The organism is Kitasatospora sp. NPDC057940, from assembly GCF_042887425.1.
GTDB lineage: Bacteria > Actinomycetota > Actinomycetes > Streptomycetales > Streptomycetaceae > Kitasatospora.
Genome location: NZ_JBHVPH010000003.1, coordinates 295,993 through 318,287, shown reverse-complemented (window position 1 = coordinate 318,287; position 22,295 = coordinate 295,993). Strand labels below are relative to the sequence as shown.

Here is a 22,295-nt window from a genome sequence, read left to right as displayed (position 1 = left end):
GGCTAGCCCCGCCCCTCGGCGGACTTCTCCGCGTCCTCCGCGAGCGTGATGATCTGCTGGGAGTGGTCGTTCATCGTCCAGCCCTCGGCGGTGCGCACGGAGGTGCGCTGCTGCTCCGTGTAGCCCCTGCCCCGGTCGTGGAAGTGCCAGGCGAACGGCGGGCGGAGCAGCCGGCGTTCGACCGGGGTCCACTCCTCGCCCGGGAGGTCCTCGGGCACGGGCGCGGGAGCGGTGTGCTGCACCATGCCCGCGGTGTAGCGGCAGAAGACGACCCGGCGTTCGAAGTCGGCGGCCCAGGGCCAGCTGCCGTGGGTGGCGGTGTCCGCGAAGAGGACCACCGAGCCGGCCCTGACCGGGACGCGGGAGACCCAGTCGCCGACCTTCTGCCAGGTCTGGAAGTCCTCCGGGATCTCGAAGGCCGACTTGTGGCTGCCGGGGACCACCGCGAAGCCGCCCTGGTCGGCGAGGGCGTCGGTGAGGCAGAACGCGACGATCAGGTGTCCGCCGTAGATCCGGCCGTCGCGGACCTGGTAGGTCAGCGGGGGGTACTCCCACGGGGTGTTGCCGTTGTGCAGGATCAGCGCTCCGGCGCCCTTGCGGGCGTAGAGCACCTGGCCCTCGTCGTAGCGCAGGTCGGGGCCGAGCACCTCCTCCAGGTGCGGCAGCACCTTCTGGTGGCTGATCAGGTCGCGCACCGGGCGCGGGGTGGTGTGGAGCGGGCCGGCGTTGGCGATGAACGGGTTGTACCGCTTGAGCAGCGGGTAGTCGAGCTTGTTCTCGCCGTCCCACAGGCCGTGGCCGTCGAGGGCGGCGTTGACGGAGGCGAGTTCCTGCGCGGAGAGGATGTCCTCCAGGACCAGGTAGCCGCGCAGGTCGAACAGGTACTTCTGCTCTTCGTCCATGACTTTTCCCCTTGTGTCGGATGTGTCTGGTGGGTGTGGCTGGGGTGGCGCGGCTGCGGCTGCGGCTGCGGCTGCGGGGCCGGGCCTCAGCCCTGGTCGGGTTCGAGCTCCGCCAGGGCCCGGGCGAGGTGCCCGCGCAGTTCGGCCTGCGGGAAGAGGTCGACGGCTCCGGTCAGGAGCACCGAACACTCTCCCGAGCGGGCCGGTTGCACGTGGAGGACGAGGTCGAGGTCCGCCCAGTGCTCGGGCACGCTGTCGTGGGGCAGGTCGTCCGGCACCACGGCCGGGTTCTCCTCCTGCCCGTGGACGACCAGCCCGGCCGCGCAGACCGGCGGCCGGAGCGCGGGGTCGACCGGATCGGCGAGCTCGGCGATGTGCAGCAGCGGCAGGTCGGCGTGGTCCAGGGCCGACAGCAGCGCCCGGTGGGCGTGGCCGGCCCCGGTGGCACCGAGCACCACCGGCAGCAGGTCGACGGCGCGGCCGACGAGCGATTCCTCGGTGGCCGCCGAGCGGTGGGAGACCGGCATGCCGATCACCGTGGACGTGCCGCCCGACATCCGGGAGACGATCCGGCCGAGCAGGTCGAGGAAGGCGGCCGTGGTGGTCGTGCCCGCCGTCCGGCCCGCCCGCTGGAGGCGCGCGTACGCGTCGGCGGGGAGGACCTTCCGCACCCCGTGGTTGCGGAAGGTCCTCGGGCCGGTGCGGCGCTCGGCGAACGGGTCCGGGGCGACCGGGCCCAGGCTCGTGCGCCAGTACCGTTCCAGTTCGGCGCGCCGGGCCGTGCGGCGGGCGGCCCTGGCGCGGGCGTAGTCGCTGTAGCGCGGCGCCGGCCGAGGCAGGTCGCGTCCGGCGAGCAGGGCGAGGAGTTCGTCGGCGAGGATGCCCACGGAGGCGCCGTCGCCCCGGTGGCGGGCCAGCCTCAGCAGCAGGTGCCGGACGGTGCCGTCCTCCCCGGTCAGCAGGACGACCTCCAGCCCCGGTGATCCTGCGGGCAGTGGCCGTTCGATCAGTGCGGTGTCCCAGTGGGCCTGGGCGGGCCGGTCCGGCAGCGGGGCCACGGGGCAGGGCTGCCACGCGTCGTGCTGTCCCGTTCCGGGGGCCTGCGTCGTCGTGGGTGCGGCCTGCGGGGTTGCCGGCCGCAGGGCCTCGTGCCGGGCGACCAGTGCGCGGACCGCCCGCTCCACGTCCTGCGGATCCACGGGGGCGTCGAGCCTGAGCAGCAGCGGAATCGGGGGAGCGGGGTGTCCGAGGGCCCGCTCCTGCTGGGCCACCAGGAGCTGTTCGGGCGTCTGGGAAACGCCGGCTCCGGCGTCGGCGGGCGCCGGAGGTGCTGCTGCTGCGAGCAACGCCCGGACCTCGGTGGCGAGTTCGGCGGCCAGCGGATGCGTCAGGACGGTGCGCACGGGGACCTCCGCCCCGAGGCGGCGGCTCAGCGCGGAGGCGATCCGGGCCGCCCCCAGCGACGCCCCGCCGAGGTCGTAGAGATGGTCGTCCAGGGTGGCCGCCGGCCGGTCGAGCGCCGCCGCGAACGCCTCCACCACGGCGGCGGCCACCCGGTCGTGGGCGGCGGCGGGGCCCGCCGCCGTGCGCGGGGAGCGCACCATCGCCAGCAGGGCGCGGCGGTCCGCCTTGCCGTTGGCGGTCACCGGCAGCCGAGGGAGCACCCGGATCTCGCCGGGCACCATGTACGGCGGGAGGGTACGGGCCAGATGGGCGCGCACCGCCGCCGGGTCCGGGGCGGGCTCGCCGGTGACGAAGCCCACCAGGCGGCTGACGCGTTCCCCGACGACGACGGTGGCCGCCTCCCGCACCCCCGGCGCGTCCACGACGTGCCGGTCGACCTCCTCCAGCTCCACCCGGTGGCCGCGCACCTTGACCTGGTTGTCGCTGCGGCCGACGAACTGCACGCTCCCGTCGGCGTTCCACCGCACCCGGTCCCCGGTGCGGTACATCCGCGAGCCCGGGGGACCGGCCGGGTCGGGCAGGAACCGGGCCGCCGTCTCGGCCGGACGGCCCCGGTAGCCGCGCGCCACCCCGGTGCCGCCGATGTACAGCTCGCCGGTGACACCGATGGGCACCGGACGCAGCGCGCCGTCGAGGATGTGCAGCCGCACGCCGGAGATGGGGTGGCCCACGGGGGCGGTGCCGCCCCCGGCCCCCGCCGCGCACCGGTACGAGGTGGCGTCGATGCAGGCCTCGGACGGCCCGTACTGGTTGCGCAGTTCACCGCGGCCGACGCGCAGGTAGCGTTCGGCCTGCGCGGAGGGCAGCGCCTCCCCGCCGCAGAAGACGACCCGGGCCGGCAGTCGGCGCAGATCCTCGTCGTCCAGGGCCGCGAGCAGCGAGGGGACGACGTCGACCACGGTCGCGGAGTGCTCAAGGGCGGCCTCCACCAGGGCGGCCGGATGCGCCCCGAGGTCGACGCCGGGGAAGACCACGCCGGCCCCGGCGACCAGCGGTCCGAAGCACTGCCACAGCGACGGGTCGAAGACCAGGGGGATGGTCTGGAGCACCCGGTCGGGGGCGGCGAGGCCGATCGCCTCGCGGCGCCAGGCGAGCTCGTTGGCCAGCGCGCCCAGCGGCACCGGGACGCACTTGGGCGTACCGGTCGTGCCGGAGGTGAACACCGCGTAGGCCAGGTCCTGTGGGCTCGTGCGGGCCACGGGCGGCACCGTCGTTCCGGTGGCCGGGAGCTCGCGCGCGCCCCCTCGGGGGAGCCGGATCGTCCGCAGCGCCCTCCCAGGGGCGCCGTCGTCGGCGTCGTGCGTGTGGGCGTCGTGCCCGGGGGCGTCGGCCGTGCGGACGAGGAAGTCGGCCCGGGCGCTGCGCAGCAGGGTGCGGCGGCGTTCCGCGGGGTCGTCGGGGCGCAGCGCGATGATCCAGCCGCCGAGCCGCCAGACCGCCAGGGCCAGCGCCGGGTAGTCGGCGCCCGCCGGTACGTCCAGGGCGACCGCCGAGCCGGGGCCGACCCCGGCGAGGGCGAGGTGGGCCGCCGCGCGCTCGGTGCGCTCGTGCAGCGCCCGGTAGGTGAGGTGACCGTCGGCGGCGTCCCAGACGGCGAAGGCCTCGGGGGTGCGCCGTGCCCAGTCCGCGAAGGCGTCGTAGGGCAGGCGGGCCCCGGCGGCGGGCGGCGCCGTGGAGGCGGCCGCGATGGTCGCGCGCTCGGCCGGGTCGCGGGCGTCCAGTGCGGCCAGCGGTGCGTCGGGGGCGGCGAGGACGGAGACGAGGCAGCGTCGGTAGGCCCGCCCGAGCCGGGCGAGGGCCGCGTCGGTGTAGTGCTGCGGGGAGCCGGTCAGCCGGACGGCGGCGGTGCCGGCGTGTTCCGTGAGCTGCACGGTCAGCGCGCCCTGGTCGCCCTGGACGCGCACCGGCAGGGGGGTGACCGTGAGGGGGCCGGCCGGGCGCGGCCGGTTGTCCTCGTGGGTCAGGACGAAGGCGGCGGCGGGTACGGGCACGGCGGTGTCGTCGGAGGTCAGGGGGAGGGTCGGGTGCTGGGAACCGGTCAGGAGCTGCTCGCCGGTCCGCCGGGCCAGCGCGGCGAAGCCCAGCGCGGGCGGCAGGGGCAGGGCGAGGGGCATCGCGGAGACGAAGGCGCCCACGGTGAGGTCGTAGCGCTCCGCCGCCCGGTTGGCGGTGGGGACGCTCACGGAGGCCGTCCGGGCGCCGGTGACCGCGCTCCAGGTGGCCGCGAACGCGGCGAGCCACACCGCGTGCGCGGTGCAGGCGTGCCGCCGGGCGAACGCGTGGACCTGCCGGGTGAGGCCCGGGGACAGCGCGAGCTCGGCGTGCGGCATCCGGGCGGCCTGGTGCGAGGCGGTCTGCTCCGTGGTGGCCTGCTCCGTGGCGGCCTGTTCCGTGGTGGTCTGCTGCGCGGTGGCCTGTTCCGTGGCGGTCGGGTCGACGGCGAAGGGGAGTTCGCTCCCGTCGTCGGCGCTGCCGCTGGAGCGGGCCCAGTGCGCGGCGTGGGCGGCCAGCGCGGCCCGACCGTCCGGTGACTGCTCCCAGTGGACGTAGTCGAGGTGCTGGGCGGCCGGCGCGGGCCGGGTGGAAGCGGGGCCGCCCCCGGCGGCGTACGCGTCCAGCAGGTCGTCGATCAGCACCCCCAACGACCATCCGTCGCAGACGGCGTGGTGGAAGGTCAGGAGGAGGGTGTGCTGCTCCGGCCCCTGGGCGAGCAGGACGGCACGGACGTACGGGGGCCGGTCCAGGCGGAACGGGCGCGCCGCCTCGGCGTCGAGCGCCCGGTCCCGCTCCGGCGCTCCCGCGGGCAGTTCCCGCACCTCCAGCGGGATGCGGGCGGGCAGGTCGAAGCGCTGCCGGGGCACCCCGTTCTCCTGGCCGAAACGGGTCCGCAGGGCCAGATGGCGGGCGGCGAGGGCGTCCAGGCACGCGCGGAGCCGGTCGACGTCGAGCGGGCCCGCGAGCTGGAGGGCCAGGGGCACGGTGTAGGCCGCCGACGCGGTGGGGGACGCCTGCTCGGCGAGCCACATCCGGTACTGGGTGACGGAGAGGGGGTGGCTGCCGGCCGCGGCGTCCGGGCGGGGCGGGAGCGCCGGTTCCGCATCCGCCGGTGACGGTGCGGCGGCCGCCGGTGGCGCGGCCGCGGGGCTGCGCCCCTGGAGCCGGGCGGCCAGTTCGGCGCGTTGCCCGGGGGTGAGCCGGTCGAGGGGTGAGGCGGTCATCCGAGCTCCTCCCCGGCCTCGTCCAGGATCTGCTGGGCGATCAACCGCTCGACCAGCGCGTACTGGAGCCCGATGGACCGGGCCTGCAACAGTTCGCCGACGGGGATGTCGACGCCGAACCGGCGGCTCATCCCGCGTGCCAGCCGGGCGACGGTGAGCGAGTCACCGCCGAGCTGGAAGAAGTCGGCCGTGTCGGGCGCGTCGGTCACCCCCAGCTGTTCGGCCCACAGGGCGCGGAGGATCGCGACGGGGGTGTCCGCGACGGGCGCGGCCGCGTCGGCGACCGCTGCCCGGACGGGTGGTCCGGGCGGTGCTCCGGGCACCGGGGCGGCCGGCACCGGGTGGCGCGGGCCGTGGAACGGATAGGTCGGCAGCGGGACGGAGCGCCCCGGGGCGTGGAGCGGGGCGAGGTCCAGGGGGAGGCCGGAGCACCACAGCCGGCCGATCGCCGCCAGCACCGGGCGTGCGGTGGCGGCGGCCGGGGCGTGCGACGGCGTGGCGGGCGCCTGTGGAGCGGAGCCCAGCAGGGGGATCGCGGGCAGCCCGGCGGCTTCCGCGAAGCCGCTCAGCACCCGGCCGGGCCCCACCTCGACCGCGACGGCGTCGGGGAACTTCGCCCGGGCCGTCGCCAGCGCGTCCGCGAAGCGCACCGGACGGCGGGCGGCCCGGGCGAAGTGGCCGGGGTCGGTGAGCGAGCCCTCGGGCAGCAGCTGCCCCTCCGTGTTCTCGATCCACGCCAGGGCGGCGGGGCGCACCTCGGCGGCCGTCGGGGTGCCCCGCAGCGCGTCGGCCGCCGGTTCGATCAGCGGGGAGTGGAAGGCGCGGGAGGACCGCAGCAGCTTGGCCGCGTACCGGCCGCCGATCCGCTCCCGGAAGGCCGCCACCGCCTCGGGGGGCCCGGCGAGCACGGTGCTGGTGGCGGCGTTGACCGCCGCGACGCTCAGCTCGGCGCCGGCCTTGGCCAGCAGGGCCCGGGCCTCGGCCTCGCCGCAGGCCAGGGAGACCATCGCGCCCGGGGCGCAGTCCTGCATCAGCAGGGCCCGGCGCGCGACGAGACGGGCTGCGGCGTCGAGGGAGAGCGCGCCGGCCAGGGTCGCCGCCGTGATCTCGCCCAGGCTGTGCCCGAGCAGGGCGCAGGGCACCAGGCCCAGGGCGAGCAGCGCCGTCCCGGCGGCGTACTCGACGGCGAAGAGCGCGGGCTGGGCGAGCGCCGTCCGGGCGAGGCGTTCGGCGGGGAAGGAGACGTCGTGCAGCGCCTCGTCCACCTCGCGGGCGAGGTCGGGGGAGAAGGCGGCCAGGCAGGCGTCCAGCGCGTCGGCGAACGCGGGCAGGGCGGCGGCGAAGGGCGCCGCCATGCCGGGGAACTGCGTCCCCTGCCCCGGGAAGAGCAGCAGCGCCGGGGCGGGGTGCGCCGCGGGCTCCGGTGCCAGCTCGGCCGGGGCCCGCAGCGCCGCCACGACCTCGGCCACGCTCGCGCCCACCACCGAGGAGCGGTAGGGGAGTTCCGCGCGCCGGGCGAGGGTCCGGCCGACGTCCTCCAGCGAGGGCACGGATCCGGGGTCCTCCAGGTGCGCGGCGAGCCGCTCCCGCATCCGGGAGAGGGCCCGCGGGTCCTTCGCGGAGAGCACCACCAGCCGTTCCCGCCCGGGCGGCGGGGCGGGCGGTGCGGTGGTCGGATCCGGGGGCTGCTCCACCAGCATGTGCACGTTGGTCCCGCCCACGCCGAACGAGCTCACCGCGGCCCGGCGCGGCTGCGGGCCCCGCCACGGCCCGGCCTCGGCGGGCAGGGCGAGCGGCGAGTCCTCCCGCTCCAGCAGCGGATTGGCCCGGCTCAGCCCGGGGATCGCGGGCACGTACCCGTGCCGGAGCACCAGCAGCGCCTTCACCAGCCCGGCGAGTCCGGCGGCGGCGTCGAGGTGGCCGATGGTCGCCTTGAGCGCGCCGACCGGGATGCTGCCGGGAGCGGCACCCAGCGATCGGTACACCGAGGAGGCGGCGGACCACTCGATGGGGTCGCCGACGCGGGTGCCGGTGCCGTGGCTCTCCAGGTAGCCGACGGACGCGGCGTCGACGTCGGCGGCGGCGAGCGCGGCGCGGATCGCCTGCTCCTGGCCCGCCGCCGACGGTGCGAGGAAGCCCGCCTTGGCGGTGCCGTCGTTGTTGACGGCGGATCCCAGCAGCACTCCGTGCAGGGGGAGCGGGCCGTCCGCCACGTCCTCGTAGCGGCGCAGGACGACGCCCAGCGCGCCCGAGCCGGCGAGGGTGCCGTCCGCCGAGGCGTCGAAGGGGCGGCAGTGCCCGCTGAGCGACATCACTCCGCCGGCCAGGGACAGGTGCCCCGCCTGGGGGGCGTTGGCCGACGCGGCGAGCACCAGGGCCTGGTCGCACTCCCCGTTGTTCAGCGCCTGGACGGCCAGGTGGGCCGCGACGAGCGAGGAGGAGCAGGCCGTGAGGACGGTGAGCGCGGGCCCGGTCAGCCCCAGTTTGTAGGCGATGCGCGTCGCGAGGAAGTCGCGTTCGTTGACGAGGAGGGCCTCCTCGAACTCCGGGGGCGCCAGCGAGCCGGAGGCCAGGAGCGCCCGCAGGTGGCCGCTGCCGCTGGCGGCCGCGTACACCGCCGTCCGCAGCCCGTCGCCGGCGGTGACGCTGTGGCCGGCGTCCTCCAGGGCGGCCCAGGCACACTCCAGGAGCAGGCGGTGCTGCGGGTCCGTCAGCGCGGCCTCGCGGGGGCTGACGCCGAAGAACTCGTGGTCGAAGCGGTCGGGATCGTCGAGCGACCCGTGGACGGGGACGTAGGCCGGATCGTCGGCGAGGGACGCGGGGACGCCACGGGCCGCCAGCTCCTCCCGGCCCAGGCGCCGGGTCAGCACCCGCCCGTCGCGCAGGGCCCGCCACAGCTCTGCCACATCGGCCGCTCCGGGGAAGCGCCCCGTCATGCCGGTGACGGCGATGTCGAGGGAACGGTCGCGGTTCATCGGTCGGCCTCCTGGGCACGGCGGTCGCGGAGCGTACGGGCCGCGTCGCCGCGTCGGCGACGGGGCGAACCGGCTGAGGGCGGTGGGTCCGCCCCGGGGGCGGGCGGCGTGGCCGTCTTCGCACGGGCCAGCCGGGCCGCGAGGTCGGCGACGGTGCTGTGGCGGAAGAGGTCGAGGATCGGCAGCCGGACGCCGGTGTGCCGGTGCAGGGCCTCCTGGAGCGCCGGCACCAGCAGCGAATGCCCCCCGAGGTCGAAGAAGTTGACGTCGCCGGGAACGTCGGCGACGCCCAGGACCTCCCGCCACGCCGCAGTGACCGCCGCGTGCCCGGGCGAGACGTCCCCGGCGGGCCGGGCGGGCGCCGAGGCCCGGCGCCGGGCCGCCTCCTGCTCCAGGGCTCCCCGGTCGACCTTGCCGTTGGGGGTGACGGGCAGCCGCTCCAGCGCGTGGACCACGGCCGGGACCATGAACTCCGGCAGCAGCTCGGCGACTTCGCGCCGGACGGCCTCCGGCCGCCCGCCGCCGGTGACGAAGCCGACGAGGCGCGCGCCGCCGTCGGCGACCACGGCCGCCTCCCGGACGCCCTCGGCGCCGCGCAGCGCCGCCTCCACCTCGGCGGGCTGCACCCGGTGGCCCCGGACCTTGACCTGGTGGTCCAGCCGGCCGACGAAGGCGAGCGCCTCCGGCCCCTGCCACCGCACCCGGTCGCCCGTGCGGTACATCCGGGCCCCCGGCTCGCCGCTGAACGGGTCGGGCAGGAAGGCGCCGGCCGTCCCGGCGGGCCGGCCGACGTACCCCCGGCCCACCCCCGCGCCGCCGACGTACAGTTCGCCGTCGACCCCCGGGGGGACGGGGCGCAGGGCGTGGTCCAGGACGTAGAGGCGGTACCCGGGCACCGGGCCGCCGATGTCGACGGCCTCCGGCCCGTGGTAGCGGCGGTAGCTCGCCCAGACGGTGGCCTCGGTGGGGCCGTACTCGTTGACCAGCGCCACCCGGGGCAGGACGGCGAAGTGGCGCCGCAGCAGCTCGTCCGGGAGCGGTTCCCCGGCCGTGACGACCTCGCGCAGGCTCCGCACCGCGTCGGGGCCGGCCCGGTCGGCGGCGGTGAGCAGCAGGGCGTGGAGCGAGGGCACGCACAGCAGCCGGGTGACCTGGTGCCGGGAGATCAGGGCGACCAGGGCCTCGGGGTCGCGGACCTCGTCGTCGCTCGCGACGACCAGGCGGCCACCGGCCGACAGCGTTCCCCAGATGCCGGCGGCGGCCGAGTCGAACGCCGCCGGCGAGAGCAGCAGGAAGACCGGCCGCCCCGGGTAGACGGTGCGGCGGGCGGCCGTGGAGGCGGCCAGTGTGCCGTGCTCGATCACCACGCCCTTGGGCCGCCCGGTCGTTCCGGAGGTGTAGATGACGTAGGCGGGGTCGTGCGGTCCGGGCGGGAGGGGGACGGCGGGTTCGGCACTCCGGTCGGCCGTCGGCCCGGCTGTCGAGGGCAGCGGAAGCACGGGCAGCCCGAAGGACGTCGCCCGCCCGGCCATGGCCGCGTCGGTGACGACGGCGGCGGCCCCGCAGTCGGCCAGGCACGCCGTCATGCGGGAGTCGGGGTGCCGGGGATCGAGCGGGACGTACGCGGCGCCGGCGAAGTGCACGCCGAGCAGCGCGGTCAGCAGGCCCGTGGACCGCTCGGTCAGCACCGCCACCCGGGCGCCCCGGGTCGTCAGCTGAGCCGTCAGCCGGGCGGCGAGGTCCAGGGCGTCGGCCCGCAGCCGTCCGTAGGTGAGCTGCTCGCCCCCGGCGACCACGGCGGTCCGCTCCGGTGCCTCCCGGGCGATCCGGGCGATGAGCTCGCTCACCGGGACGACCGGCGCGAACGGCTCCGGGCCCCGCCCCCACTCCAGGGGCAGGCGCCCCGGGTCCAGCGCCGCGGGGAGCGCGGCCGGCGCGGAGGGTTCGGCGGCCAGCGCGAGCAGCGCCCCGCGGATCCGCTCGGCCAGCTGCCAGGCCTGGTCCGTCGTCCACCGGTCGGTGCGGTGGAGCACGTCCAGCCGGGCGCCGTCAGGGGTCTCCCGGAGCAGGACCTCGATGTCGTACTTCGCGATGGCCGCCGGGATCTCCACCGGGCGGGCGCGGACGCCGGGCGGCGCGGCCGTCACCGCGGCCGACGGCTCGTGGTCGACCAGCACCTGGAACAGGGGGGCCTGCCCCGGACCGGCCCGCAGACCGAGCTCCCGGACGAGTTCGTCGAAGGGGTGCGCGCGGTGCGCGTGCGCCCGCAGGAGGGCCGCGTGCGCCTGGGCGACCGCCTCGCCGGCGGTGCCGCCGGGGCGGGGGCGAAGCCGTACCGGGACGGGGTTGACGAAGAGGCCGACGGCCTCGCTGAAGCCGGGCGGTCGGACGTCCATGGTGGTGCCGACCAGGACGTCGCCCGCCGCGCCGTACCGGTCGGCCGTCACCGCGAACGCCGACAGGACAAGGACGAGGGCCGTGGTGCGGTGCGCACGCGCCGCCTCCGTCACGCGCCGCCACTGCGCCGCGTCCAGCGGGACGCCGACCGTCGCCGCGGTGCGCCGGTGCGGGCCCGGCCGGGGCCCGCCGAGGGCGACCGGCGAGTGGGCGGAGACACCGGCGAGCTCCTCGGCCCAGAACCGGCGCAGCCGTTCGGCCTCGGCCGGCGACGGTCCGGGGACGGCGCCCGCCGGGGTGGGCGGGAGCGCCGGGCCGCCGGCCAGCCGGCTCAGCAGCTGATCGGTGATCAGCTCCGTGGAGCGGCGGTCGAGCACGAGGTGGTGGCCGGCGAAGACCAGCACGTGGTCCTCGGGGCCGGTCCGGAGCACCCGCAGCTCGATCAGGGGCTCCTCGAACAGGTCGAAGGGCCGGTGGGCCACGCGCCGTAGGTGCTCGGCCAGGGCGTGCCCGGGCACGTCCCGCACGCTCACGGTGAACGCCGAGAGGGGCCACTGCCCGCGCCCGGGGGCCACGTCGTCGTCGATGACCCGCAGCCGCGTCTCGGGGTGGGCGGTGAGCACGTCGTGCCAGGCCGCCTCCAGGCACGCGGGATCCAGCGGACCGCTCAGCCGCAGCGCCCAGTACACGGTGAACTCGTGGCTGTCCGGCTCCGCCCGGTGCAGCAGCCACAGCCGCCGCTGGGCGGCCGACAGACCGGCGGGCGCAGCCGTGGACGGGCCCTCGCCGCCGGAGGGCGCGGCCCGCGCGATCAGGTGCCGCAACCCCTCCGGGGTCGGGTCGCCGAAGAACGAGGCGAGGTCGACGCGCACGCCGCACTCCTGGTTGACCTCGGCGACGAGCCGGGCCGCGTCCAGTGAACTCCCGCCGCAGGAGAAGAAGTTGTCCCCGTCCGAGGCGGGCGGGCGGCCGAGTGTCAGCGCCCAGAGCCGGACGACGGGGTCCGCGCCGCCGTCCGGCGGCCGCACGGGCGCGGGCACGGGCAGGGCACGCTCGTCGACCTTCCCGCTGAGCGTGAGCGGGAACGCGTCGACGACCTCGATGTGCGCGGGCACCGCGGCGGGCGCCAGCCGCCGGGCCGCGAGGTCGCGCAGCTCCCCCGGCACCGGAACCGGCCCGGGGCGGCGGGGGGTGACCCAGGCGAGGAGCCCCGCCGTCCCGATCGGGCCCTGGCGTGCCACGTAGGCGTCCTGGACGCCCGGCGTGCCGCGCAGCACCTCCTCCACCTCGTACGGGTCGACCCGCTGGCCGCGCACCTTCAACTGGTGGTCGGTCCGGCCGTGGTAGATCAGGTGTCCGTCGGCGCCGAGGGTGACGCGGTCCCCCGTGCGGTACATCCGGGCGCCGGGCGCCGGGGCGAAGGGGTCCGGGAGGAAGCGCTCGGCCGTGAGCGCGGGGGCATTGAGGTAGCCGCGGGTGACCAGCGGCCCCGCGAGGTACAGCTCGCCGCGGGAACCGACCGGCACGGGGCGGAGGTCGGCGCCCAGGACGTAGGCCGAGGTGCCGTCGAGCGGCCGGCCGATGCTGGGGGTCCCGTACTCGTCGAAACCGCACCACGTGGTCTGGATCGTGACCTCGGTCGGGCCGTAGCCGTTGGACCCCCTCACACCCAGCTCGCGCAGCCTGCGCCAGGTCGTGGCGTCGACCGCCTCGCCGCCGAAGTCCAGCTCCAGGCCCGTGCGTTGGAACACCTCCTCGACGCCGAAGGGGCGCATGGCGGCGAACATCGACGGCGAGGTGCTGAGCAGGCGCACGTCGTTGCGCTCGACCCACTCCACCAGTGCCTGCGGATCGCGGTACGTGGCCTGGTCGGCCACCACCAGGCAGCTGCCCCGGAAGAGGTAGAGGAGCTGCTGGAAGAAGACGTCGAAGGAGACGGCGGCGGTGACGCCGACCTGGGCGGCCCCGGCTCCCGCGGGCTGCGCGTCGACGAGGACGGCGAGACCCCGGTGCTCGACCATGACGCCCTTGGGGCGGCCGGTGGTGCCCGAGGTGTGCAGGACGTACGCCAGATCGTGGGGGCGGGCGTCTTCGGTGTTCGGGGCCTGGGTGTTCGGGACCTGGGTGTTCGGGGCCTCGGTGTCCAGGGCCTCGGTGTCGGGGGCCTCGTCGTGCGCGTCCTCGTCGACGATCGTGAGCGAGGCGTCGAGCCGGTGGCGCGACGCGGGATCGCACAGTACGAGACGGGTGCCGGTGTCCGCCACGACGTACGCGAGACGGGAGTCGGGCTGGGAGGGGTCGAGGGCGACGACGTGGGCCCGCACCCGCCACGCCGCCAGCACGGACGCGACGAGGGCGACGCCCCGCTCGCGCAGGACGCCCACCGCGGTGCCCGGGCCCGCGCCGTGGCGGCGCAGGGCGGCCGCGAGCCGGGCGACCTCGCGGTCCAGGCCGGCGAAGGTGAGGAGGTCGTCGCCGCACCGCACCGCCGGCCGCCGGGGCTGTGTGCGCACCCAGGCGTCGAACCGCTCCATGAGGGGCTGCGCGTGCTCCGACGGATCGGCCGGGGCGACGATCAGGGACGGCGTCGCCGCGCTCGTCGAGCGGGGCAGCGGTGCCTCCGGGTCGCGGGCGAGGGCGAGCAGGACCCGGCGGTAGGCGGCGAGCAGTTCGGCGGCGGCCGCGCGGGTCGAGCCGCCGCGTACCCGGCGCGTCACCGTCACCGAGGCGTCGTCCGCCCGTAGGCAGAGGTCGAATTCGAGGTCGAAGCGCGTGAGGCCGTTCGTCCCGCCGGGGTGCCCGGCCGGGGACTCGGCCGGGGGAGCGGCTTCGGGGGCTCCGGGAGTTTCAGGGGCTTCGGGGCCTTCAGTCGCTTCAGTCGCTCCGGGCACCTCCGGTGCGCCGGCGCTGGGTGCCGCCGGCTCACGCACCGCTTCCGCCCCGGGCACGGTGCCCGCCGCCCACGTCGCTTCCATCGCGCGGACGGTGAGCCCGCCGAGTGCCGGCCCCGGAAGGGGGTCCCGCAGCTGGAAACTGACGGTGAGTCCGGGCGCCGCGGCGTCGAAGAGGTCCGCGCTCTCGTGGATCGGCTCGTGTGCGTGGGACAGCGCCTCGGCGACGGTCCGCCGCACACCGTCGCAGAGCTCGGCGCCGGAGGCTCCCGAGGGCCACCGCCGGCGCAGCGGGACCATCCGCGCGAAGCAGCCGACCAGCGACGCGGTGGCCGGTGTCCGGGAGGCGAACGGTGTGGCGACCATGACGTCCGGGGCGTTGCCCTGCGTGGCGAACGCCGCGTAGAGGGCGGCGAGTCCCATGAGGTACGGGGTGACGCGCAGGCGGCGGGCCGCCGCGCGCACCGCGTCGGCCTCGTCCGGGGGCAGCGGGAGCACCAGGACGTCGGCCTCGGCCGTCCGGGGGCCCGGGGTGCGCGGCAGGGCCTCCGGCCACTGGGCGTCGGCCAGTTCGAGGGGCCAGAAGCGGGAGGGCTCCGCAGGCGCGGGCGGGTCGGGTGTCGGGGCCGGTGATGGCGAGAAGGTGGGCCCGCCGCCGGTGCGCGCGTTGTACGCGGCACCGATGTCCGCCAGCACGTTCTCCAGCGACGCCCCGTCGCACGCGATGTGGTGCACCAGGAGGGAGAGCACATGGTGGTCCGGTCGGTGCCGGAACAGGTCGACGCGGACGGGGCAGTCTCGTCTCAGGTCGAACCGGTGGCGTCCGACGGGCGCCCAGGGCGCGGCGTCGACCGTCGAGGCCGTGTCCACCACGGTCCATCGCGGCTGCGGCGCGCCGGGAACCCAGGAGGGCACGCCGTCCTCGTCGACGAGCCGGCGGGCGAACACGGGGTGCCGGGCGACGGTCTCCTCGACGGCGCCCTTCAGGGCCTGCTCGTCGAGCCGCCCGCGCAGCTCCCAGACGCGGTGGATGTTGAAGGACTCCGGCTGGTCCCGACAGGTGAGCCAGATACCGAACTCCGGGGCCGAGAGCGGGAATGCGAATTCGGCATCCGACGCCGGACCCGAATCCGAAACCAGGTCGCTCCTGTTCACTTCGGTTGCCCCTTCCGTACGTGCTGGCGGCACTCGGCCGGTGGTCCGAGCGCGGGGTGTCGAGAGGAAGAATGAAGCTGTGCGGCCATCCGGGCATGGGGCTCTGCAAGCGTGAAGAGTTCGCCCGTGAGCGGGCGGATGCCGGCGACGGCGAATTGAGCGGGGAACCAGGGGCGCGTACGTGAAGGTGCGGTCGGCGCCCTCGGGGATCGGTGCCCCGGGTCGGACCTCCGGCATGCCGGGGTCCGTTCACGAAACGAGTCTGTATGTACCCTGGGAATTTTTCAAGAACGGGCAAACGGAATGTCTCATTCTCGCAGGCACGGGGAAGGCGACTTTCTGGACATAGGGCTGCGCCCGCCTCTCCCGACACCGGAGCCAGTGCTTCCGCCGGCGCTGCTGCTGCCTCGGGGTCGGCGCAAGAGCGCACTTTGGGGCGAATCGCACCGTTGGTTTGAGTGAAACCTGTGGACCTTGCGAAGGTTGGTTAAAGGATGTTATATGGCTCGGTAAATGAGCTCCGGGCCTGGATTGGCGCACTTCTCGAAGGCTCGACCCCTGTGGTACGTTCCAGGCGAAGGTGTATCTGATCTGCTTCGTCGGCTGCGCACGGCGAGCGGAGACCCCTTATTTCGACAGGGTTCGAAAGGGTTCGACGGGATTGGAAAATCCTGTGGACCGCGGCCCTGAAGTCGGTATTCAGCTGGCTCCCGCCAATTCATCGACCGTCCGCCCGGCAGGCGGCCGTGCCCCTCAGGCAATATCTCGACAGGGAGGTCTCATGGGTCTGCAATTCGGCTTCTGTTTCGGTACCTCGTTGCGTCATGACGTGACGCGGGACCACTTGTGGAAATTGCTCGACGCGGTGGAGCAGCACGGATTCGATTCGTTCTGGTTCTACAACAACAACGGGGACGACATGCCCCCGCCGCTCGAGCTGGCCCGGGAAGTGGCCCACCGGACGTCCGCCCTGGTATTCGGTCCGCACGTCCTGGTCGCCGCCGGCCTGGAACCCTCCGCCGTGGTCCGCGAACTGACCGACCTGTACCGGCGCTCCAACGGCCGGTTCGTCGCCCAGCTCGGCATCGGCGGCCCCCGCGAGGCCCTCATCCGGGACCCCGCCGAAGCCGCCGCCGCCCTGGAGGACATCCTGCGCCGCCTGCGCCGCCTCGTCGGGGAGTCCGCCGGGGAATCCAGCGGCAGCGGCCCGACCGGGGTGCCGCCCGTGTGGCTGGGCGGGGGCAGGGAGAGGACCGTACGGCGCGTCGCCGCCCTCGCGGACGGCTGGGTCCCCGCGTTCATCACCCCCGCCGAGTACCGCCGGCGCCTGAAGGTCCTCGACGAGGAGCGGCAACACCTCGGCCGCACCGAGCACATCACCCGCGCGGTGCAGCTCGTCTACGTGCCGCCCGCCATCGACACCCCCGAGCTCCGGCGCGAGCTGGACGCCGAGGTCTCGGCCCACAAGCAGGGCTGCACCAGCCGCGACGTCTACGCCGTCGGCGGCGACCGGGCGTTGCGCGAGCGCCTGGCCGAGTTCGCGGCCGTCGGCGTCGAACACGTCATCCTGGTCCCCGCCCGCGCGGTCCCCGACTGGGAGGACGAGATCGCCCGGCTCCACCACACCGTCACCACGTCGTTCGGCTAGGTCCTGTCCGGCCGATCTTGCCGGGCCAAGATCGACCGGACAGGACCTAGGAGCGTGGGTCGGTGACGGGCGCCCCCGACCGGGAGGAGGCGATCAGGTATCCGTGGCGGGTGCGCCGGCCAGGAGTTCGCAGTCGGTGAAGTTCATGCAGCCGCAGGCGAGGCAGGCCGCGACCGCTTCGCGCAGTTGCTGGGTCTGCTGGACGACGCGGTCGAGTTCGGGGAGCTTGCGTTCGGCCAGAGCACGCCACTGGCGGGTGGCGCCCTGGCTGGTGTCACTGTCCAGCAGTTCGCGGATCTCAGCCAGGGTGAACCCCGCGCGCTGCGACATCCGGATCAGCGCGATCCGCCGCAGGGTGGGGGCGGGCCACAGTCTGCGTCCGCCTTCGCGGCGCGCGGCCGGCAGGAGCCCCAGGCTCTCGTAGTAGCGCAGGGCCGAGGCCCGCATGCCCGACTGGCGCGCCAGCTCCCCGATGCCCACGTATCGCACTGCATCACCCGTCGTTTGACTTCAAGCGCGCTTGAACCGCTTGCCTGGCCACATGATCTCAGCACGCCTGCTCCGTCGGCTGCCCCGAGGGTACCGACCGCTCTTCGCCCACCGCCCGTTCCGGCGCCTGCTGCCCGCGCTGGCGGTATCCGACCTCGGCGACGGGATGAGCGTGGTCGCGGTGGCGTGGCTGGCGGTACAGATCTCCCCGCCCGGCGCACGAGGCCCGCTGATCGGAGCCGCGGTCGCCGCCTACATCCTGCCGGGCGCCATCGGCGCACTGCTGCTGGGCCGATGGCTGCGCTCCCTCCCCGCACAGCAGTTGATCCGCGCGAACGCCTGGACACGCGCGTTCTTCCTCGGCTGCATCCCCCTGGCGTGGGCGCTCGGCATGCTCCACCCCGCCCTCTACCTCGCGCTGCTCGCCGGCTCATCCCTCCTGCACGCCTGGGGCGGCAGCGCCAAGTACGCCCTGGCCGCCCAAGCCCTCCCCGCCGAGCACCACTTGGCGGCCAACGCGCTGCTCAGCACCAGCACCTGTGTATCCACGATCGTCGGCCCGGCACTCGCCGGATTCCTCGCGGCGGCGATCGCCCCGGCCTGGATCATCGGCCTGGACGCCCTGTCCTTCGCCGCCCTGGCCCTGCAGAGCGCGCGCCTGGGCGAGCCTGGTACTCCGGCACCCGCCGGGCCGGCCCCCGACACCCGACCCGGCGAAGGCCTGCGCCTCCTGCGCACCCGGCCCGAACTGCTCGGCCTGCTCGCGGTGACCTGGCTGTTCAACCTGTTCTACGGCCCCGTCGAAGTCGCCCTGCCCCTGTTCGTCGCCCAGGACCTCCACTCCGGCGCGGGGGCCCTCGGCCTGTACTGGGCCGCATTCGGCATCGGAGCGGTCACCGGCACCCTGGCCGTCGGCACCCTGCGGAACCTGCCGCTGTGGCCGGTCCTGCTGTGCATCATCGCCGGTCACGGCCTGGCCATGCTGCCCTTCGGACTCCACGCGCCGGCGGTGTTCTCCCTCGGGGGTTTCGCCCTGGCCGGTGTGATCTACGGCCCCTACAGCGCCCTGGCCTTCAAACTGTTCCAGGAGCACACCCCGGCAGCCCTCCTGACCACCGTCCTCGCCCTGCGCGCGTCCGTCCTGCTGACAGCGGCACCCGTCGGCGCGGCACTGGGCGGCCCCCTCACCACCGCCCTGGGGGCCCGTCAGGTGCTGACCGGCACGGGCATCGCCATGATCTTCGTCGCCTCCTGCGCCGTCGCACTACGGATCCGCAGCACGAAACGGCACCGGATCCGCACCCGCGCACTCCCGGTCAGCGACCCACGCTCCTAGCCGGTCCCGCGGCCGCGTGGCCCCGGTTCTCCCTCGCCGAAGCGGCGCTTCACCGGTCGCGGGCCCCGCGATGAACGGTGGTCGAGCAACCGGGCGGCGTCTTCGCCGGCGCTCCAGCGGATCGGACGTCGTTTCCTGGGCCCGGTACTGACGGACGTGGCCGCAGCAGTGCGCTGACGAGGCGCTGCCGGTCCTCCGGGTGGTCGGCCAGCCAGGCCCCGAGCCGGTGGTCGGACCCCGCGAGGCGCAGCTCGGAGAAGCCGGCCTTCGCGGCCAGCGACGTGCGGACCAGGTCGGTGACGCCGGGCGGGATGACGGCGTCCTGCTCCGGGACCACCAGCAGGGCCCGGCCGTCGAACCGCGCGAAGGTGCCGGGCGCGGAGCTGGTCCGCCAGCTGTCGGGCCTGCGGATCAGTTCGGTGAACCCGGAGCCGAAGGGCACGTCCCAGGCCTCCGCGCCGTAGATCCCGGGGGCGCAGGCGGCGAGCGCCGCCACCCGGCCGCCGTACAGCGCGACCAGGTCGGCGATGGTCTGGCCGCTCATGCTGAAGCCGACCAGGGCGAGCGGCAGGTCGGCGCCGAACACCTCCTCGATCACGGCCGCGGCTTGGTACCGGCGTCGGCGGAGGCTGAGGTCGCGCAGCTCGCCGGTGCTCTCCCCGTGGCCGGAGAAGTCCAGGGCGACGGCCGGGTGTCCGAGTGCGGCGAAGTCCTCGGCGAGCGGCAGGTTGCGCTCCTTGCTGCCGCTGCCCGCGCCGTGCATGACGACGACGCCCATGCGGTCCGCGACGGTGCCGGGCCCCGGGTCCACCGTGTACACGCTCAGCTGCTCGCCGTCGATCGGGTGAACGGTCTTGTGTACGACGCCCATGACGACCCTTCGGCAAGGGAGTTGACTTTCGATCAGCAGAAAATGTCACACTGCAATCGTGCGCCACCAGTATACCGACGAGACGTACGGGGGTTCGTGGCAAGGCTGTTGACGAAAGGATCGGCCAAGGTTCCGGCCCTCCGGCAACATGCGTATTCCTGGCGGGAGATGAGCGGGAGGCCCCCTGTTATCGTGCGCTTATGTCATTGATCAAGCAGTTCCAGGTCACCTTCGACTGCGCGGAACCCCGGCGCGTCGCCCGCTTCTGGTGCGAGGTGCTGGGGTACGAATCGCCGCCGCCGAAGGGGTTCGCCACCTGGGACGAGTACGACCGCTCCCAGCCTGCTGAGGAGCAGGGTTCGTGGTCCGCCTGCATCGACCCCTCGGGTGTGGGTCCGAGACTGTTCTTCCAGCGCGTTCCCGAAGGCAAGGTCGTCAAGAACCGGGTGCACCTGGACGTGCGGGTCGGCACCGGGCTCGTGGGCGAGGAGCGCCTCGCCACACTCGAAGCCGAGTGCACCCGGCTGGTCGCGCTCGGCGCGGTGCGCGTGCAACTGCTCTACGACGGCCACGATTCGTGCATCGCGATGCAGGACGTCGAGGGCAACGAGTTCTGCGTCGACTGAGCACCATCGGAGCCGGCGGCGGTGGTACGGGGCCGGCGGAGTGGAATTCCAGGACGCGTGATGGGAATGCGCGCGGCCCTCCCGGGTGGAACGGCACGCTTCCTGGTGACCCGCAGCAGGTCTGCGGCCGATCACCAGGAGGAACCCGTCCATGAGCAGTCACGGACACCCTGACGGGGTGTCAGGCGCCTCTCCCGCGGCGAAGGCGTCGGCGAGCCGCCACGTCGTCGCGTTCTACCAGACCGGCACGACCACGGGCGATCCGGGGAGCCAGTACGTCTCCCCGGTGCCCCTGATCGGTCACGCGGACGTGGTGGAGGTGGCCGCGTTCCACCTCAACGACCCGGCCCAGTACCCGATCCTCACTCTGAACGACGACCCGCCCTCCGCGCCCAAGTACGTTCCGATGTGGCGTGACATCGCCTCGGTGCAGGCGAAGGGCGTCAAGGTCACCGCTCTCCTCGGCGGCGCCGCGCAGGGGACGTACGGGCTGCTCGACAAGGACTTCGGCACGTACTACCCGCCCGTCCGCGACGCCCTCAGGACGTACCGGCTGGACGGCATCGACCTCGACGTCGAGGAAGCGTTCCGCGAGGTGACCGCCGAGCGGCTGATCCGTCAGCTGCGCTCCGACTTCGGGCCGGACTTCCTGATCACCCTTGCCCCGGGGCCCGGCGATCTCACCACGCCCGAGGGCGGCAACCTTCCCCTCCTCGACTACCGCACGCTCGAGAAGCAGGTCGGCCCCCTGATCCGCTGGTACAACACCCAGTTCTACTGCGGCAACGGCAGCCTCGCCGACACCACCGACTACGACGCGGTCATCCGGAACCAGTTCCCCGCGTCCAAGGTCGTCGCCGCCGGCATCACCAACGACAACCTGGACTGCGAGGGCTACGTCGAGATGCCGGTCCTCCAGGGGACGCTGCGCGCTCTCGCCGACAAGTACCCGGACTTCGCCGGGGCGGCGGGCTGGGAGTACGCGCTCTCCCGTAACATCGACGGTCCCAACTGCCCTACTGGACCTGCCAGTTGGTACTGTGCCGTCCGTCAGGCGCTCGCCGCTCCGGCGGCCACGGCCTGACGGTGTGGCTCCGCGGAGGACTCCGGCTTCGGGGTGTCCGATCACGGAGCCCCCGCGGCGGCCAGCAGGGCCGTCGTGCATTCCTCGGTGAGGTCTTCTGCGTGCGGTGGCAGCGGCTGTCCGGCGCGCAGGTGGCGGCGGACCACGGACAGCGGCAGGTCGATCAGGGCCAGGGTGATGCGTTCGTGGTCCCGGGGGGCCGCCGCGCCGAGGGCTTCGGCGAGGGAGGCGATGGCGCCGAACACGCGTCGGCTGCCGAGGTCCGCGCGCTCCTGGTGTTCCTCGGACCAGTCGGTGCGGCCGAACTCCTCGGCGCCGTAGAGGAGGAGTGAGGCTTCCTGGGGGTGGGCGCGGCTCCAGGAGATGACGTGCCGGGCGGCCGCGCGGGCGGCCGGGTGGGGGTCGGGGGTGCTGCCGAGTGCGGCGAAGTACCCCTCCTGGAAGCGCTCCACGGTCCGCAGCCACACCTCGGCGAGCAGCGCCGTACGGCCGGGGAAGCGGTGGTACATGGACCCGCTCGGCGCGCCGATCGCCTGGGCGGCGGCGGACATGGTCACGCCGGCCGGCCCTGCGGAGGCGGCCAGCCGGACGGCGGCGTCGAGGATCTGGTCGGTGTCGAAGCGGGGTGGTCTCGCCATGAATCAGAGGGTACCCTCCAGATTATTAGAGGATGGTCTCTAATAATCTGGAGGGGAGGACGCATGGGCGTCTACAACGTGCACGAGCGCCTGCTGGCCGCCAAGGCCGGCGAGGTGGGCGCGCTCATCGACAACCTGTCAGGCGGCCCGGCGGACCGGCTCTGGCCGAGCCCGGACTGGCCCACGATGGAGTTCGACCGCCCGCTGGCGGTCGGCGCGACCGGCGGCCACGGCCCGGTCCGCTACACGGTCACCGCGTACGTGCCCGGGGTCTGGATCCGCTTCACCTTCAGCGGGCCGAGCGGATTCCACGGCTTCCACGAGTTCACGGTGCTGCCCGTCGACGAGGAACGCACCGTGCTGCGGCACACCCTCGCGATGAAGGCCGGCGGCCTGGCGCGCCTGACCTGGCCGGTGGCCTGGCGCCCGATGCACGACGCCTGCCTGGAGGACGGCCTGGACCGCGCCGAGCTCGCCTGCACGGGCACGGTGGCCCGCCCGGCCCGCTGGACCCCGTACGTACGCCTGCTCCGCGCGTTCGCGCACAGGTGAACGACGACACGGGGCCGCCTGCCAGCGGCAGGCGTGCGTGCCCCGGAAC

General features: G+C 74.9%; 12 protein-coding genes. 5 read left to right on the top strand and 7 right to left on the bottom strand.

Annotated elements, in window-relative coordinates; genetic code table 11:
• Nucleotides 1-2: 2 nt before the first annotated feature.
• The 4 genes from ACFVTF_RS07275 to ACFVTF_RS07260 form a co-directional block, all read right to left on the bottom strand.
• A complete protein-coding gene (locus tag ACFVTF_RS07275) occupies nucleotides 3-902 on the bottom strand; it encodes a phytanoyl-CoA dioxygenase family protein (protein ID WP_387810282.1) in 900 nt (299 codons plus the stop codon).
• Nucleotides 903-988: 86 nt separating this feature from the next.
• Nucleotides 989-5,584, bottom strand: coding sequence for an amino acid adenylation domain-containing protein (locus ACFVTF_RS07270; protein WP_387810279.1), 4,596 nt, complete (start codon nucleotides 5,582-5,584; stop codon nucleotides 989-991).
• On the bottom strand, nucleotides 5,581-8,559 hold the full coding sequence (locus ACFVTF_RS07265; protein WP_387810276.1) for a type I polyketide synthase: 2,979 nt from the start codon (nucleotides 8,557-8,559) through the stop codon (nucleotides 5,581-5,583). The genes ACFVTF_RS07270 and ACFVTF_RS07265 overlap by 4 nt, the downstream gene beginning before the upstream one ends.
• Nucleotides 8,556-15,002, bottom strand: coding sequence for an amino acid adenylation domain-containing protein (locus ACFVTF_RS07260; RefSeq protein ID WP_387810273.1), 6,447 nt, complete (start codon nucleotides 15,000-15,002; stop codon nucleotides 8,556-8,558). The genes ACFVTF_RS07265 and ACFVTF_RS07260 overlap by 4 nt, the downstream gene beginning before the upstream one ends.
• Before the next feature lie 781 nt (nucleotides 15,003-15,783).
• On the opposite strand from ACFVTF_RS07260, the gene ACFVTF_RS07255 reads away from it, so the two are divergent.
• Entirely contained in the window at nucleotides 15,784-16,650 is an 867-nt protein-coding gene (locus ACFVTF_RS07255; RefSeq protein ID WP_387810270.1) for an LLM class flavin-dependent oxidoreductase, read from the top strand.
• Between the two features lie 93 nt (nucleotides 16,651-16,743).
• On the opposite strand, the gene ACFVTF_RS07250 is transcribed toward ACFVTF_RS07255, so the two are convergent.
• Complete coding sequence (locus ACFVTF_RS07250; protein ID WP_371523099.1) at nucleotides 16,744-17,130, bottom strand: MerR family transcriptional regulator; 387 nt, start codon at nucleotides 17,128-17,130, stop codon at nucleotides 16,744-16,746.
• 61 nt (nucleotides 17,131-17,191) lie between these two features.
• Here ACFVTF_RS07250 and ACFVTF_RS07245 point away from each other — a divergent pair, with 61 nt between their 5' ends.
• Entirely contained in the window at nucleotides 17,192-18,475 is a 1,284-nt protein-coding gene (locus tag ACFVTF_RS07245) for an MFS transporter (RefSeq protein ID WP_387810266.1), read from the top strand.
• Between the two features lie 49 nt (nucleotides 18,476-18,524).
• On the opposite strand, the gene ACFVTF_RS07240 is transcribed toward ACFVTF_RS07245, so the two are convergent.
• Entirely contained in the window at nucleotides 18,525-19,346 is an 822-nt protein-coding gene (locus ACFVTF_RS07240) for an alpha/beta hydrolase (protein ID WP_387810263.1), read from the bottom strand.
• A gap of 200 nt (nucleotides 19,347-19,546) precedes the next feature.
• Between ACFVTF_RS07240 and ACFVTF_RS07235 the strand changes: the two genes are divergently transcribed.
• Together ACFVTF_RS07235 and ACFVTF_RS07230 are read left to right on the top strand one after the other, a co-directional pair.
• Nucleotides 19,547-19,972 (top strand): VOC family protein, encoded by a 426-nt coding sequence (locus tag ACFVTF_RS07235; protein WP_387810260.1) that lies wholly within the window; start codon nucleotides 19,547-19,549, stop codon nucleotides 19,970-19,972.
• Between the two features lie 151 nt (nucleotides 19,973-20,123).
• On the top strand, nucleotides 20,124-21,056 hold the full coding sequence (locus tag ACFVTF_RS07230; RefSeq protein WP_387810257.1) for a chitinase: 933 nt from the start codon (nucleotides 20,124-20,126) through the stop codon (nucleotides 21,054-21,056).
• A 41-nt stretch (nucleotides 21,057-21,097) separates the two neighbouring features.
• On the opposite strand, the gene ACFVTF_RS07225 is transcribed toward ACFVTF_RS07230, so the two are convergent.
• Nucleotides 21,098-21,694, bottom strand: coding sequence for a TetR/AcrR family transcriptional regulator (locus ACFVTF_RS07225; protein WP_387810254.1), 597 nt, complete (start codon nucleotides 21,692-21,694; stop codon nucleotides 21,098-21,100).
• 63 nt (nucleotides 21,695-21,757) lie between these two features.
• Between ACFVTF_RS07225 and ACFVTF_RS07220 the strand changes: the two genes are divergently transcribed.
• The gene (locus ACFVTF_RS07220) at nucleotides 21,758-22,246 is read left to right on the top strand and encodes an SRPBCC family protein (RefSeq protein ID WP_387810251.1); all 489 of its coding nucleotides are present in this window, start codon (nucleotides 21,758-21,760) and stop codon (nucleotides 22,244-22,246) included.
• Nucleotides 22,247-22,295 lie beyond the last annotated feature (49 nt).